Here is a 15,612-nt window from a genome sequence, read left to right as displayed (position 1 = left end):
TTTGGGAATTTTTTTTTAAATTTCAATATTCTTAATTTGTAGTAAAACATCAATTACTTTTATAGCGTCCATACAACTATCATTTGGGCGAATACATGTTTGTTGATAACATGGGCTACAAGAATAATTTTTTGAAATACCAATTGAATTTTTGGTTAGTGGTTTAAATAAGTCTATTGATCCAGGACCAAACAATCCAATTGTTTTTACACCCAAAGCTGCTGCAAGGTGCATAATTCCTCCATCGCAACCAATATATAACCTTGCATTTTTTAGGAATGCAGCCGTAATTCTAAAATTCATTCTACCAGATAAATTAATACAATCTATATCTTTTAATAAATCATATAGTTTATTTGTAATCTCTATTTCATTTGGAGAACCTATTAAAACTATTTGATAATTGTAATTTTTATAAATGAATTTAGCTATTTCTGCAAACCTCTCAACTTCCCATTCTTTTAATAAATTACTTGCTCCATTATGAACTACAACAAAATTATCTTTTATTAAATTAGATTCAATAATCTTTCTTGACTCAATCACTTCATCATCTGAAATAAAAAAATCATATTTATCTGATTGAATATTTGTTATACCTATTCTTGAAACAGTTTTAGATTGTCTTAATGTTATATGGTCAAATTTATCATTGGCTTTTCTTTGCAATTTCTCAATAATTTGAGTTCTTCCAATATCACATACTGAAGCTTTTGTAAATAAATTGCTAATACAAGTATCCCAATCATCTCGCAATGAAATAATTAAATCTGGATTCCAAGTTTTAATTTTTTTCTTTAAATCACCGAAATTATGCGGTAAGTAAGGTTCTCTTGAAAAATACTGACTATTGTAATATATAATTTCATCTATGTAAGGGTTACCCTTAAACACATTAATTGACCATTCACCAGCTACAATTTTAATTACCGCATTTGGGAATTTGTTTCTAATAGATTTAATTACAGGTGTTGAAATTAATAAATCACCTAAATGGTCCAGTTTATAAATCAGGATTTTATTTACAGGTTTTGATTCCTTAAAATTATGAATCAATCCTGCAAGTGCCGAAATTAAATGTAGATATTTATCTTTAAATAATGCCAATTAAAATTTAGTTTAATTAGATTTGTTTAACATGAAAAAAAAATTAAAAAGAATTCTTTCACTAAAATTCAAATAAGAAAATATTTTAAATTTTATATAAAGTACCTTTAATTATTGTGGTCATTTGCGGTTCTGCTTTTGAAGCAGCTGATATAATTTCTTCTACATTCACTGGAGATAAATTATCTGGGAAACATTCATCTGTAATAATTGATAAACCTAATACTCTCATAGATGAATGGTTTGCAACTATAACTTCTGGTACTGTACTCATTCCTACTACATCAGCACCAATAGTTCTTAAATATCTATATTCTGCTCTAGTTTCTAGATTAGGTCCTGGAACAGAAACAAAAACTCCTTGATGAGTTTTGATTCTGTTTTCAATTGCCACTTCTTTTGCAATTTCAATTAACTCTTTAGAATATGGTTCACTCATATCTGGGAATCTAGGACCCAATGAATCGTCATTAAAACCTATTAATGGGTTTGAGTTTAACAAATTAATATGATCATCAATAATCATAATATCCCCACTTCTGTAAAGTGGATTCATTCCTCCACATGCATTTGATACTATCAGTGTTTGAGCTCCTAATGATTTCATAACCCTTATTGGAAAAGTAATTTGATCCATTGTATAACCTTCATAAAAATGGAATCTACCTTGCATTACTACAACATATTTTTCAGATAATTTTCCAAATATCAATCTCCCTTTATGAGATTCAACAGTTGAAGTTGCAAAATGAGGAATGTCTGTGTATTCAATTTGAAAATTATCTTCAATTTCATCAACTAAACCCCCAAGCCCAGTTCCGAGAATTATGCCGCATTCAACATTCAGAAATTCTGATTTATTTTTAGAGTTCACAATACTTTTAATTGTATCTCTAGCATCATTTATTCTTTCTTTTAAATTCATTAATTATTAATTTTAAATAAAGTTTTAATTTATATAATTATTTTATTGTTCAGTAAAACAGATTTAAGTACTAATTCAAACTCTTTCTTCCAATATATAAACCTCTTCCAGGCATTAATCCAACTTTATCAAAAGTAGATTTTTCAAAACCAAGCTTTTTCATTATTTCTATAACTTTAAGTTTTTCAAATAACATAATTTCATGTTCTTCCGAAAAATATTCAACACCATTTAAATTACTTATTAAATAATGAAATTTTAAAAATGCTTTATCTTTAATCTTAATAGAATCATTTACTCTAGCAATTTTTAATTCTGAGTCTTCATAAATCATGAAATTTGCGGGCTTTACACTTTTGAATAAGTTACTCTCTATGAAAGGTTCAAAAATAACAACACCTCCTGGCTTCAAATGATTTACAAAATTTTTAATGCACTTTTCCAATTTAGAATAACTATTCAAATAAGATATTGAAGAGAACAAACAAACAATTATATCAAATTTGTTTTTTATTTTAAAATTGATCATATCTCCATTAATGAAATTTATATTGGGATTTTTTTCTTTTGCAATATTGAGCATCTCTTGGTTGTAATCTAATCCAGTAACTTTATACTTCCCTTTAAAATATTTTATATGACTTCCAGTACCACAAGCAACATCCAACATTTCAAAACCATTTGACTTCTTAAATTTATTAATTACTAAATCTAAATACTTAGCTTCTTCATCATATTTTTTCCATGAATATTGTGAATCATAATATTTTGCTATAGTTGTGTACATTTTAGATTTTGTCATGTCGTGTATAAATTAATATTTTTACAATTCTCAATTTAATATTTTCAAATTAACAAATAGGTTAAATTTGCTTTTATTAATTATTAATATCGAAACTTAAATAATTTAAATGACATCGTCCCAATCATTAGTTACAATAAAAGAATTATATACCAAATTAATTGAATTAAGAATTTTTTTAAATCTTGATATAAAAGAAAAAGAGATAAAAGAATTTGAAACAATAACTCAATCAGATGGATTTTGGAATGACAATTTAGGAGCAAAAAAAGTGATTCATGAAATAAATATTCGTAAAGCTTGGGTGGATTCTTGGAACTCTACAATGAAAAGATGTGATGATACTCAAGCACTTGCAGATTTGTCAATTGAACTTGGAGATGATTCTATGGATTCAGAAGTTGAAATTGAAACCAATTTACTTGAAAAAGAAGTATCTGCTTTAGAGTTCAAAAAAATGTTATCAGATAAAGATGATCATAGAAACGCAATTCTAAAAGTTCAAGCTGGTGCTGGCGGAACAGAAGCACAAGATTGGGCTGAAATGCTTATGAGGATGTATAGTAGATGGGCTGAAAAAAAAGGATTTTCAGTTTCCTTATTAGATGAACTTGAAGGTGATGGTGCTGGTATTAAAAGTGCTACTATTGAAATATCAGGACCATTTGCATTTGGTTTTTTGAAAAGTGAAAATGGAGTACATAGATTAGTTAGAATTTCTCCTTTTGACTCAAATTCAAGACGTCATACTTCCTTTAGTTCGGTGTTTGTTTTTCCATTAGTTGATGATGATGTTGATGTTGAAATTGATTCTTCAAAAGTTGAGTTAGAAACCTTTAGAAGTGGTGGTAAGGGTGGGCAGAATGTAAATAAAGTTGAAACAGCTGTTAGGTTGAGATATGATTATATAAGCCCCAAAGGTGTACTTCATAAACTAGTTGTAAGCTGCCAGCAGCAAAGGTCTCAACTTATGAACCGTGAAAGTGCATTGAAAATGTTGAAATCTGAAATCTATGAAGTTTTGAGAAGAGAAGAGGAAGAAAAAAAATCCTTAATTGAAGGAGCAAAAAGAAAAATTGAATGGGGTAGCCAAATTAGAAATTATGTCTTTCAACCATATACTCTTGTTAAAGATGCTCGAACTGGTACTGAAATAGGTGATGTTCAAGCAGTTATGGATGGTGAAATAGATGAATTTTTAAAATCTTATTTATTGCAATTTGGTGGTGGTTAATATGTTTATTTATTTTAAATTTATTTTACATTTAATCAGTAAAAACAATTCAATTCAAACTTTATCTTTTATTAATAAAGTAAAATTTAAACACTAATTCTACATGAATATTGATATGGACAATTTCCACAAATTTTTTCTGTTGGATTATCTGTTAAATTAAATTCTGCATTCTCAATTCCATTTAAATATCCTTTAGTAAATTCTATTGTTTGATTAACTATATCCTCTAAATCATTTATAGTTTTAATCTCTTTTCCTTGTCTATTTCCTTTCCCTAACATTTCCTCTTTATAATCAACTGGAATCATTATTTGATATTCATTAATAATTTTCTTTCCTTTAGTCATTTGGTAATAAATACCACCTAAGGGTTTTATATTCTCAATTTGGAGATTGTAATGCTTCGAAAGTAAAGATCTTACAGCCTCAATGTAAATCATCAATTGCAAAGAGGTACCATTGTAAATTTCATTTTTGTTTGGTGGTGTACCAGTTTTATAATCAGCAATTAAAAAATAAATTTCATCGTTTACTCTATAAATTTCTATTCTATCAATTTTACCTTTTAGTTTCCAAACTCCAATTTTAAAGTCAGCTAAATCAATAAGTAACTTATCACCTTCACCATAATTCTTTTCATCTCCAAAATTGACTTCAAAGAATTGTGGTACTAATTTTTTACCACCTTTATTTAACATCATATCATATTCAATCCATCTTTTCAAAGTACCCATAATAAGCTCACTACCAAGTAATCGCTCTTTATCAATTATCCAGTAAGGATGATCAATAGTAATTCCCTCAATCTGTTGATTTGCAATCTCTTTTGCTTTACTTAAAACTTTATCAAAATTCTCAATGATAATTGGCAACATTTTTAAATCACGAAGCTCAGTATATAATTTAAACATGATTGTATGCAATAACTGTCCTCGCTCTAAAGGGGTAAGGGTTACATCATATTTCATAGTATTTTTTATTCCTAAAATCCTATTTGAGAAATATCTGAATGGACATTTTGCATACTCTTCTAATTGCGTTATTGAATATTTAGTTGATAATTTATTATTGAAATCTTTTCGATCTGCCTGATTAAATCCTTTATCTAAAATCCCTTCAAACTGGCTTAACTGTTTAGTTTCAATTGGTTGGTTTTGATTAGTTTCACGTAATTTTTCTACATAGATATTATGATACAAATTCTCGACTAAATTTTTATCTACCACAATTTTATCAATAAATTCTTTAGTATCTAAAATTTGTTTTTGAGAATTACTATTCCAAATTAAAGCTCCTAACTCTTCAGATAACTGACTCTTCGATGATACATATTTTAAAAAACTTAACTCATTGTTATCTATTTCTCCATTTCTAATTTTGTTTCTAACACTACTTAGTTTTTCAATTTCAAAGACGTAGTTCGATTTTTCTAATGTTACAATATTTAATAATGATCTTAAAAAAGTAGATTCAATTTTCCTTTCACCTCTATTTGTTAGTCGATGATTTGTTATAAAAAGTTTTTTCTTAAATCTAGTTATTCCATTATAAAAAAGAATTCTTTCTTTTCTTAAGTTTCTTTCACGTGATGATTTTAAGGGCTTTCCAAGAAAATTTTCAGGTATATAAACAGTAGGTAAATATCCGTCAGAAACTCCAGCACAAATAACTATATCAAATTCTAAACCAGATAACTCCTCAATTGGGAGTACATTTACTCCAAAATCACTTTTCTCTCGAAGTGAATATGTAGATAACACAGATCCAATTTTTAGTCTATCTAAATAAAATGCTAAACTCCTTTTACTATCTTGAGTTGAATAATCAGCAAATCTAATTTTAAAATGTTCAGTAATTTCATTTAACAAATTAACAAAAGATGTAAGAGCTTTCATGTCCCCTTCAACTTCATCATGAGCTCTTTGCCTTATTAAAGAGTATTTATTATTTTCATCAAGAGAATGCTTAAGAGATAAAATGTTTTTAGTAATTTTTAAAGTAGAAATAATTTCAAGAACAGAATTTCTAAATTCTTCTGGAGTAAGTTTTGGTTTGAATTTTTTAAATAGTTTAGAAATAGAATCAATACTTTTAAAGGAAGTTTCCAATTTATAAATATCTTGCTCACATTGTTTTACATATTCGGTATCAGAATCAATTCTAATTCTATTTTTTAAAAATTCAATTTTTTGAGTAATTCTTAACTTCCAAAAATTTTCGTCCCTAGAAATTCTCAACTCATCTGCAATTGAAACAAGATTGAAAGCATCTACATTGTCACCAAAATCCAAATATGGTGAGGTAACAGCTCTTATAACATCACGTTTGTCAAAATTATTTACTGGAATATTTATAGCTGAAAATATTGATGTTACAAGTCCGTTTTGATTTAATAGATTATGGTTAGATATTACAATTGGTATGCCGTTTTCAGCAAGTTCTTCTCGTAAATTTTCGGTGTATATTTTTGAATCTGTAACTGCTATACAAATTTTATTCAATTCTATTCCATCATCAATATGTAATGACTTAACTAATGATGCAATCCCTTTTAATTCATCATCTATATTTTCAAAACCAAAAACTCTAATCATCTCATCAAAGTTAGAATTCTCAATAGTACTTTTAGTTCTGAATAAATTTTTTCTGATATGATGAATGTAAGGGTTTCTATCTGTTTCATTTATGCCTTCTTGAAGTGGATCTGAATCATAACTAATGAACTTAATATTCTTAGTAAGATTCTCAATCATTTCAACAAAATTACCATACAAGGGTCCGTTCTCTTCTGCATAATCAATTTGAATTTGAACATTGATATTTGTAATCTCAGAAAGTTTGTTTAAAAGTTCTAATTGAGGTTGACTAATTTCATTTAATCCATGAATTACTATGTTCTTTATTTTTGGAAAACAATCAGTAAATGTTTTAATTGGATTAATAGTTAGTCGTTTATTTACTTCATTTAACTGACCTTGATAATCTATCCACAAAGGATTGAGCAACTTTAGATACTCAGTATAAATGTTTTTCAAATCTTTTAACTTAGATGCATCAAATCCTCGTTCACCCTGCTTTGCAAGCATTATATCGTTATCAAAATCTGTAGGAATAATGCCATCATTTCTTATTCCAATTATCACTCTATTTACTCTTTCAATTACTCCTAAAGAAGCAGATTTATTTTTGCGAGCAAAATATTCTGGCTTTGCATTTTGGAAAGCTTCCTCAAAAAGCATGAATGAAATTGAAGAAGAGATTAATTTTTTCTTTTCTTGAAATGAATTATAAAATTTTGTTATAAATGAATCAAAAGTATGAATGTTTAATTTTTCTAAAGGTAGAGATGTTAATTTTAAATGCCTTAAAGTTATCTCCTTTTCTAATTTTCTCTTTAATCTTTCAGTTGAAACAATGAATACAAATTCATCTAAATTTCCATTCTCAGCTGAAGTTAAAGCTGTTTCTATAAAGTCTAATGGGTGAACTTTACTTGCAGTTTTATTGTAAAATATAGTTGGCAAAATTGTACCATTTTTTTAATTTTCTCTAAAAAGATTTCTTTAAACTAATTATATAGAATAACCTACTACAATTAATATTGAAACTATTAAAAACCAAGATCTATTAAATCGTGAATATGAATAATACCAATAAGTTTACCATTTGAATCAGTTACTGGCAAGTGAGTTCTCTTATGAAGCTCCATCAACTCAAGCCCTGCAATGCACAGCACATCATGCTTTATGGTTAATGGATTTATTGTCATTACATCTTCAGCAACAATATCTTCAATAGTCAAATCCTTTTCAAAAAACCTCCTCAAATCACCATCAGTTATAATTCCAATTAATTTATTTTTTTTCAAAACTAAAGTTGCACCAATTCTTTTTTTGCTAATCTCAATAATAACTTCTTTAAAAGTAGAATTTGTTTGAACAATTGGGATATCATTATTTTTCCTCATCACATCAGAAATTTTAAGAAGTAATTTTTTTCCTAAATCTCCCGCAGGATGAGTTAAAGCAAAATCTGAAATAGTAAAACCATTTTCTTTATAAAGTGCAACACATAATGCATCGCCAATTGCCAACATTGCAGTTGTTGATGAAGTTGGAGCAAGATCTAAAACGCAAGCTTCCTTTTCTATATCTACTTCAATTGTTAAATCAGAATTTGATTTTAAGTAATTCTTTTTGCTAGATGTTATTGCAATTATTTTAACATTTATTTTTTTTAAAGCTGTCACAAAATCTTTTAGTTCGTGTGTATTCCCACTTTTTGAAAGTAAGATTACTATATCATCTTTATGGACAGTTCCAATATCGCCATGAAGAGCATCTGTTGGATGTAAAAATAGTGCTACAGTACCAGTGCTATTTAAAGTTGCTGAAATTTTTTGAGCTATAATCCCAGATTTTCCAACACCAGAAACTATCACTTTTCCTTTTCTATTTGCTATTAACTTTATTGATTTACAAAAATTTACATCTAATGAATTTTTCACTTTCATTAACTCAGCAATCTCAATTGATATAACATCTTGACCGATTATTAATAACTCTTTAGAAGAATATTTCATTTAAATATATTTTAAATTTCAACTTGAAATGTATGAATTTAATTCATTAAAATAATACATTTTTATATTAGATTCTAAATTATATTTCAATTTTTCTTTCTGTTTCAAATTAAAAAAACTCTACATTGTTTTTCAATAATTACTTAGTTTAATTACAATTTGTAAAATGATATTGACTTATTCAAATAGTTAATTCATTCAACTACTGATAATTTGTAAATTATAGATTACAACTAATAATAAGTATGTTACTAAAATTATTTTTCATAAAACACATTGTATGATTTATAATTTTTTGATTGACAATAATGAAATCCAAACCACATAACAATATGGAACCTCATGTAAAATTGAATCTCATAAATTTTAATAAATATTTCAGAATTATTTTTTCTGCAATTTTATTATTTGTTTTAATAGCTATAAATTATTCAATTTGTTTTTCACAAAATAAATTAGTTGCTTATTACCCTTTTAATGGTAACACCCTCGATGCTACAGGTAATGGTCATGATGGTGTTTTGATTAGAGATATTGTTTCAGTTGCTGATAGATTCGGTAAACCAAATAGTGCCTATAGTTTTAACGGTTCATCAAGTTTTATATCAATACCACATTCAGACGACTTAAGGGCTTCTAGAGGATCTACTATTTCAATTTGCGTTTGGGTGAAATTTTGTTCAAAACAGACTGATTTTGCAGGAATAATTTGCAAAGGTCCTCAAAATGTTCATCAACCCGGAGAGCAATTAGTGATTAGAGATGGTTATGCAATTGAAGGTCAAGTTTCAACTTTAGACAAACAAGTTATCACAGTTAGGAATGCTTTTAATGTTTACAATGATGGATTATGGCATTTGGTTGTAATGGTGGTTAACACAAAAATTGGAGAACTTTCAATTTATGTTGATGGGAAAAGAGAGGCTTCAGTTCAAAGTACAATAATAGATCCTTCAATTGAAGATCAATCAAAACCAATGTATATTGGTGTTGAAAGGAATTTATCAAGATTTTTTAACGGAAGTTTAGACGATATCAGAATCTACAATTATTCCTTAGTTCAAAGTGAAATAAATTTTTTACTAAATGAAAATGGTTGGGTTGTAGGTTCAGATCGTGATAAAAATACTAATGGTAAATATATTCAGATTAATTCTTGTAATTCATTTGTAACTTTAACAGCAGATTCAGGTTATTCAAATTACATTTGGTCTACAGGTGAAAAATCTCAAAACATTGCTGTTCAAAGGCAAGGGGTTTACATTGTAACAAAATCTTCAAGTACTAGATGTTCATCTAATGACACATTTGATGTGAAATTTGGATTATTAAACGTCAATGTAAATAGAGAGCCAAAAAGTGGTGGTTGCAAAGGTTCTATTATTAAATTTAATGTAAATAATATATTAGGGAAAGCTCCTTATAAATTTGAATGGAGAGCTCTAAGTTTGAATAATAGTATTTTTTCTTATGATAGTTTTGCTCTCTTTAAAGTACTTAATGATTCTGATGTTGTCTCTTTAGTTGTGTATGATATTAGTGGATGTGAATTTAAATATCAATGGGTTTTAATGAACAGTGCCATTAAAACTGAAATATCTCCAAGTAAGAATTTTTCAATCTGTAATGGAACATCTGCAAGTTTTAATATCAAATCATTAACTAAAAATAATTACACTTATACTTGGTCGCCAACTACTGGTATTGGCTCTCCAATTGGTGATTTTATTAAAGCTTCCCCATCAAAAAGTACAATGTATAAAGTTACTATTCGTGACTCTAATGGGTGTGAGTCTTTCGATTCTGTTTTTGTTAAAGTTACTAATGGTTTGTCTGCAAATTATACCGATAAATTTATTTGTACTGGTGAACAAACTCTTCTTACTGGAAAAACTGATTCTGGTTCTGCTCCTTTTAAATATAGTTGGTCGCCTTCTCAATTTCTAAGTAATTCTTCTTTAGCTAATCCTTTTGCATTTCCTAAAGTTACCACCAAATTCAAATGTATTATTATTGATGCTATTGGATGCACTGATTCTGTTTTTGTTAATGTTAATGTCGCTAACAAATCAACTAAACTTATGGGAGAACCTAATGATATTATTGATCTTGGTTCAATTGAGCAGAATTTTATTCATTGCAGAGATATTAATATTAACAACATGCAAAGTACTCCAATTACTATTGATGCATTAAATTTTTTGTCTAATAAAAATTATATTATTTCAAAAAATCCTGCTCCTTTTTCTATTCCTCCGCTTTCTACAAAAACTTTCAATCTCTGCTTTATGCCTTTGATTGAGGGCTTTGTTTATGATACTTTACTTCTGGATATTAAAGGAAGTTGTAGTAATAAATTTATAGTTAATGCTAATTCTTTTTATTCTGATTCTATGGGCAAAGGCTGCTCCACACAATACTTAAAATTACCTAAAAATGGATTTAATAATTTACTTAAGTTATCGCAAATAAATAGCTCTTACTGCGATTTTAAAGTAAAAGTTCAATACCCACCAAGCATAATTGGTAAAATTATTAGTATCGATTTAATTGATATTAAAGGAGAACTTGTTAAAATATTAAACTATTCAAAAACAGGATCAAAATTAGAAGATGAAATCAATTTTGAAATTGGTGAAATTATTCTTCCAATAAATAATGGAATTTATTTTTTAAAAGTAAATTGTGGTGGTGCTTCTAATGTTATTAAAGTTTTTCATTGATTCGATTTTATTAGAATAGTAGTTTTTTTAATTTTAGAATTATTAAGTTTGTATTTAATTTTAAAATTTATTCAATTATTATAATTAGATATTATAAATGAACCAGGACTTAATTACTCAAGAAAAATTAAAGCAACAAGTTAAAGACTATTGGAACGAACAGCCATGTGGCACACAGTTTTCTGATAGTGAAAAACTTAGTCAAGAATATTTTAATGATATTGAGAAACATCGTTACTTTGTTGAACCAGAAATTTTTTCATTTGCACAGTTCACAAGATTTCATGGTCAAAAGCTATTAGAAGTAGGTGTTGGTGCAGGAAGCGATTTCACTCAATGGGTTAGAGCTGGAACCAAAGCTCATGGCATTGATGCAACTGCTGAAGGTGTTGCCCATGTAAAAAAAAGGTTGGAATTATTTGACTTATATGCTGAAGAAATTAAAGTTGGAGACGCTGAAAATTTACCTTATTTAGATAACTTTTTTGACATTGTTTATAGTTGGGGAGTTATTCATCATTCACCCGATACACCTAAATGCTTTAGAGAAATTGTTAGAGTTATTAAGCCAGGTGGCAAAGCAAAAATTATGGTGTATCACAGGCATTCTTTACTGACTTATTTCTTTTGGATAAAATATGCACTTCTAAAAGGTAATCCATTTAAATCATTAGCAAATGTACTTTGGAACAACATGGAAAGTATTGGAACTAAAGCATATACAAAAAAAGAAATTGCTGAAATTTTAAAAGACCAACCAATAAAAAATTTAGAGATAAAAACTAAAATTACTTACTATGATAAGATGACAAGATTTGGAGGAATTCAATTTTTGATTGGTCGGGTTCTTGCATATATTCTTGGTGGAGATAAAGTTGGTTGGTTCTTAACTGTTGAATTTGAAAAAAATAATTAATAAAAAAAATTGTTATAAATGAGTTTAAAAAATTATATAGCTACAAATAATAATTTTGTGGTTAACTTTTTAAAAATATTCCTATATAAATTAAAGAATAAATATTACCATGTAAATGAAATTATTGATGTTGTTAGTATTGAAAATAATGGACAAATTAAAGTGAAATTAAAAGAAGGATTAATCATTTATAGTAATCCATCTAAAACTATAGCTGAGATTCAATATACTGATAGAGTAAAGTATGGTAATAAAAATAAATTGAATAAGATATTAGATGTAGATAAATTTTATTTTTTATATGAAGTGTTAAGTGAACTTTTTGTAGAGAAAGTTCATTTCCAATACTTCAAGCCAATGTTAGATGAGGTTATAGTTGATTGTGGAGCAAACATTGGTGGATTTGTAATTCAAGCTGCAAAAATGATTGGCGATAAAGGTAAAATAATTGCTATTGAACCTGATGAAGAAAATTACAATTTACTTCAAAAAAATATTGAAGCAAACGGATTTACAAATGTAATATTAGTTAAAAAAGGAGTATGGGATAAAAAAGATACTTTAACATTTCATATTGGTATTCGACCTGGTGAACATTCTATTATTATGCATGATGATATTAAAAACCAATCTCATATTAAAGAAGTAAAAATTGATGTTGATACATTAGATAATATTCTTACTGAGATAAATATTAAAAGCGTAAACTTTGTAAAAATTGATATTGAAGGGGCTGAAATTCAAGCCATTAAAGGTATGGAATCGGTATTTACTCAAACAGGTGTAAATTGGGTTGTTGAAGCAGGACATTTAGTTAATGGAGAAATGACTTTTAATGAAGTTGAGTCATTTATGAAATTAAAGGGTTGTAAAATATTAAGCACCCAAGAATCTTTTAGGGGAACTATTTATGCAATGAGTTAAATTAAATCTAATATAGTTTTGGTTTTGTTTGCAATATATTTACTTTCAATTAAAATACAAATAGTAGATTTTGAAATCAATTTTTTAAACTAAAATTATTTTTGATAAAATTGTAATGCAATATCAAATTAAATCACTTTTCTGATAAATGAAATAACCCTAATTATTTTTCACTAGTGATTTTTTTTTACTATTTTCGATTACAAATTTATAAGAATTACTTATCTAAAGAAAGCTTCATTAATGGTACTACCAATTTATTTATATGATCATCCAATTCTGAGGAAAAAACTTTCTCTAGTTGAGAATATTAATGATGAATTAGTCTCATTAATTGAGAATATGCACTTAACTATGGAGGCAGCAGAAGGCATTGGATTAGCTTCAAATCAGGTTGGTCAGGATTATAGATTAATTACAGTAGATTTAAGAGGAATTAAAGATCATGAGAATTTCAAGCCATTAACATTAATAAATCCAATTATTAATGCTTTTAGTGAAGAAAAAGAAAAGTATGATGAAGGCTGTTTATCTCTTCCAGATTTAAGGGCTGATGTAATCAGACCAATTGAAATTGAAGTTTCTTTTTATGATGAGAACATGATTGAAAAATCAATTAATGCAAATGAAATTTTAGCAAGAGTTATTCAGCATGAAGTAGATCATTTAAACGGTATTTATTTTTTTGATCATTTAAGTACTGTTAAAAGATCTTTGTTAAAAAGGAAATTACTTGAAATTAAAAGAGGTTATATTGATACAGATTACTTAATTTACAATTGATGCTTTAATAACATCTTTGAGTGTTTATAATCGAAATTCAGATTCTATAATTCAATTTACTAAATGCTAACTTTTACAATACGCCAATTCCTTTATTCACTCCTAATTATATTTGGAGTAATGACTGTTTCTTTTGCTGTTGTTAGAGTTTTACCAGGCGACCCAGCCAGGCTTATGCTTGGTCAACGTGCCGATTTGCAATCGGTTGAATCATTAAGAAAACAATGGAAACTAGATCAACCTATTTATGTACAATATGCTGATTTTATGGTGCGAGCTGTTCAAGGAGATTTAGGTAGAAGTTTTTCATTCAACAGACCAGTTCTTGAAACCATTCTAGAGAAATTCCCTGCAACTGCCATTTTATCTGTCTCTGCAATGTTTGTTGCTACTATATTAGGAATTTTGATTGGTGTAATGTCTGCTTGGAAACCATATACTATTTTTGATAACACTGCAATGGTCATTGCATTATTAGGTATTTCTGCACCAGTATTTGTAACTGGTTTATTACTCGCTTTAGTTTTTGGTTTGTGGCTTAAAATATTGCCATTATCAGGATACATTTTTCGTGGAGGTGGATTGCATCTTCAATATCTTGTGCTTCCAATGGTTGCATTAGCTGCCAGACCATTATCAATAATTGCCCGTATAACAAGAAGTTCAATGTTAGATATTTTATCTCAAGATTATATTAGAACTGCCAGAGCAAAGGGTTTGCCAATTCAAAAAACTATTCTTAAACATGCATTAAGAAATGCCTTAAATCCAGTTGTAACTACAATTTCTGCTTGGCTTGCTGCAACTTTAGCTGGTACATTATTTATTGAATATATTTTCTATTGGCCCGGTTTAGGTCAGTTAGCATTTGAAGCAGTTAGACAACTTGATTTTCCAGTTATTCAAGGTACTGTACTTTTTACTGCTGTTGTTTTTGTAATTGTTAATTTCTTTGTTGATGTAATTTACTCTTTACTAGATCCAAAAGTAAGACTATCATAATTATTGTTTTACTAGATTTAAAAGAATAATTTTTAATCTGATTTGTATAAACTAATTTTATCAATATCTATTTACAAAATATATTTTAACGCATTTTTATTATTAATCATAAATTTTATTTATTCTATTGGAAAATTCTTTTTGGTTCTATACAATTAAAATACTTCATTTAATTGGAATGTCAATTTGGTTTGGTGCAGCATTGAGTTGGGTTCGAGATATAAAAAAATCATTGGAATTAGGAGAACCACATTTGAAACCAATGGTTTCAAGAATTAATTCAATGAGTATTTTATCAACAATTAGTGGCACAATAACAATTGTAACTGGAGTTGTATTTATATTCCTTAAAGGTGGCTTTGGTGTTGTTCCTATACGCATTCATATTGGTTTTACTTTCGCTTTAGCAATGTTTGTAATCGGTGTTTTTGTTATCAGACCTACTTGGGCTAAAATTGAAGGGACTATTGCAAGCAACGGTGATATAAATAATGCAAAATTGAATTCAAAAAAAATTGCAATGTTAACTAGTATTTTTCATTTACTATGGTTGTTAACTTTAGTAACAATGGTTGTTCCATTTGAAGCACTTTAGAAAATTAATTTAAACA

At 27.7% G+C, this 15,612-nt stretch carries 12 protein-coding genes; 7 read left to right on the top strand and 5 right to left on the bottom strand.

The window, feature by feature from the left end; all coding sequences use genetic code 11:
• Nucleotides 1-15: 15 nt before the first annotated feature.
• The 3 genes from IPP08_03640 to IPP08_03630 form a co-directional block, all read right to left on the bottom strand.
• Nucleotides 16-1,107: a glycosyltransferase family 9 protein gene (locus tag IPP08_03640; GenBank protein QQS67273.1), complete on the bottom strand. Its 1,092-nt coding sequence runs from the start codon at nt 1,105-1,107 to the stop codon at nt 16-18.
• An 85-nt stretch (nt 1,108-1,192) separates the two neighbouring features.
• Nucleotides 1,193-2,032, bottom strand: a complete 840-nt coding sequence (locus IPP08_03635; protein QQS67272.1) for a purine-nucleoside phosphorylase — start codon at nt 2,030-2,032, stop codon at nt 1,193-1,195.
• A 70-nt stretch (nt 2,033-2,102) separates the two neighbouring features.
• On the bottom strand, nt 2,103-2,834 hold the full coding sequence (locus IPP08_03630) for a class I SAM-dependent methyltransferase (GenBank protein QQS67271.1): 732 nt from the start codon (nt 2,832-2,834) through the stop codon (nt 2,103-2,105).
• Nucleotides 2,835-2,943: 109 nt separating this feature from the next.
• Here IPP08_03630 and prfB point away from each other — a divergent pair, with 109 nt between their 5' ends.
• On the top strand, nt 2,944-4,068 hold the full coding sequence (gene prfB, locus IPP08_03625) for a peptide chain release factor 2 (GenBank protein QQS67270.1): 1,125 nt from the start codon (nt 2,944-2,946) through the stop codon (nt 4,066-4,068).
• A gap of 86 nt (nt 4,069-4,154) precedes the next feature.
• On the opposite strand, the gene IPP08_03620 is transcribed toward prfB, so the two are convergent.
• Both IPP08_03620 and IPP08_03615 read right to left on the bottom strand, forming a co-directional pair.
• Nucleotides 4,155-7,595 carry a PD-(D/E)XK nuclease family protein gene (locus tag IPP08_03620; GenBank protein ID QQS67269.1) on the bottom strand — a complete coding sequence of 1,147 codons (3,441 nt, stop codon included), beginning with the start codon at nt 7,593-7,595 and terminating at the stop codon, nt 4,155-4,157.
• 86 nt (nt 7,596-7,681) lie between these two features.
• A complete protein-coding gene (locus tag IPP08_03615) occupies nt 7,682-8,653 on the bottom strand; it encodes a KpsF/GutQ family sugar-phosphate isomerase (GenBank protein ID QQS67268.1) in 972 nt (323 codons plus the stop codon).
• Nucleotides 8,654-8,961: 308 nt separating this feature from the next.
• On the opposite strand from IPP08_03615, the gene IPP08_03610 reads away from it, so the two are divergent.
• The 6 genes from IPP08_03610 to IPP08_03585 all read left to right on the top strand — a co-directional run bounded on the left by IPP08_03610 (nt 8,962) and on the right by IPP08_03585 (nt 15,596).
• On the top strand, nt 8,962-11,376 hold the full coding sequence (locus IPP08_03610) for a LamG domain-containing protein (GenBank protein QQS67267.1): 2,415 nt from the start codon (nt 8,962-8,964) through the stop codon (nt 11,374-11,376).
• Between the two features lie 97 nt (nt 11,377-11,473).
• Nucleotides 11,474-12,292 carry a class I SAM-dependent methyltransferase gene (locus tag IPP08_03605; GenBank protein QQS67266.1) on the top strand — a complete coding sequence of 273 codons (819 nt, stop codon included), beginning with the start codon at nt 11,474-11,476 and terminating at the stop codon, nt 12,290-12,292.
• Nucleotides 12,293-12,310: 18 nt separating this feature from the next.
• Entirely contained in the window at nt 12,311-13,216 is a 906-nt protein-coding gene (locus IPP08_03600; protein QQS67265.1) for an FkbM family methyltransferase, read from the top strand.
• 243 nt (nt 13,217-13,459) lie between these two features.
• Nucleotides 13,460-13,999, top strand: a complete 540-nt coding sequence (gene def, locus IPP08_03595; protein ID QQS67264.1) for a peptide deformylase — start codon at nt 13,460-13,462, stop codon at nt 13,997-13,999.
• A gap of 63 nt (nt 14,000-14,062) precedes the next feature.
• Nucleotides 14,063-15,001: an ABC transporter permease gene (locus tag IPP08_03590; GenBank protein ID QQS67263.1), complete on the top strand. Its 939-nt coding sequence runs from the start codon at nt 14,063-14,065 to the stop codon at nt 14,999-15,001.
• A 127-nt stretch (nt 15,002-15,128) separates the two neighbouring features.
• Nucleotides 15,129-15,596 (top strand): hypothetical protein, encoded by a 468-nt coding sequence (locus IPP08_03585; protein QQS67262.1) that lies wholly within the window; start codon nt 15,129-15,131, stop codon nt 15,594-15,596.
• Nucleotides 15,597-15,612 lie beyond the last annotated feature (16 nt).

It is taken from the genome of Chlorobiota bacterium (assembly GCA_016700335.1).
Classification (GTDB): domain Bacteria; phylum Bacteroidota; class Ignavibacteria; order OLB7; family OLB7.
Note: the sequence above shows the minus strand (reverse complement) of the source record. Positions and strands in the feature narration are given on the sequence as shown.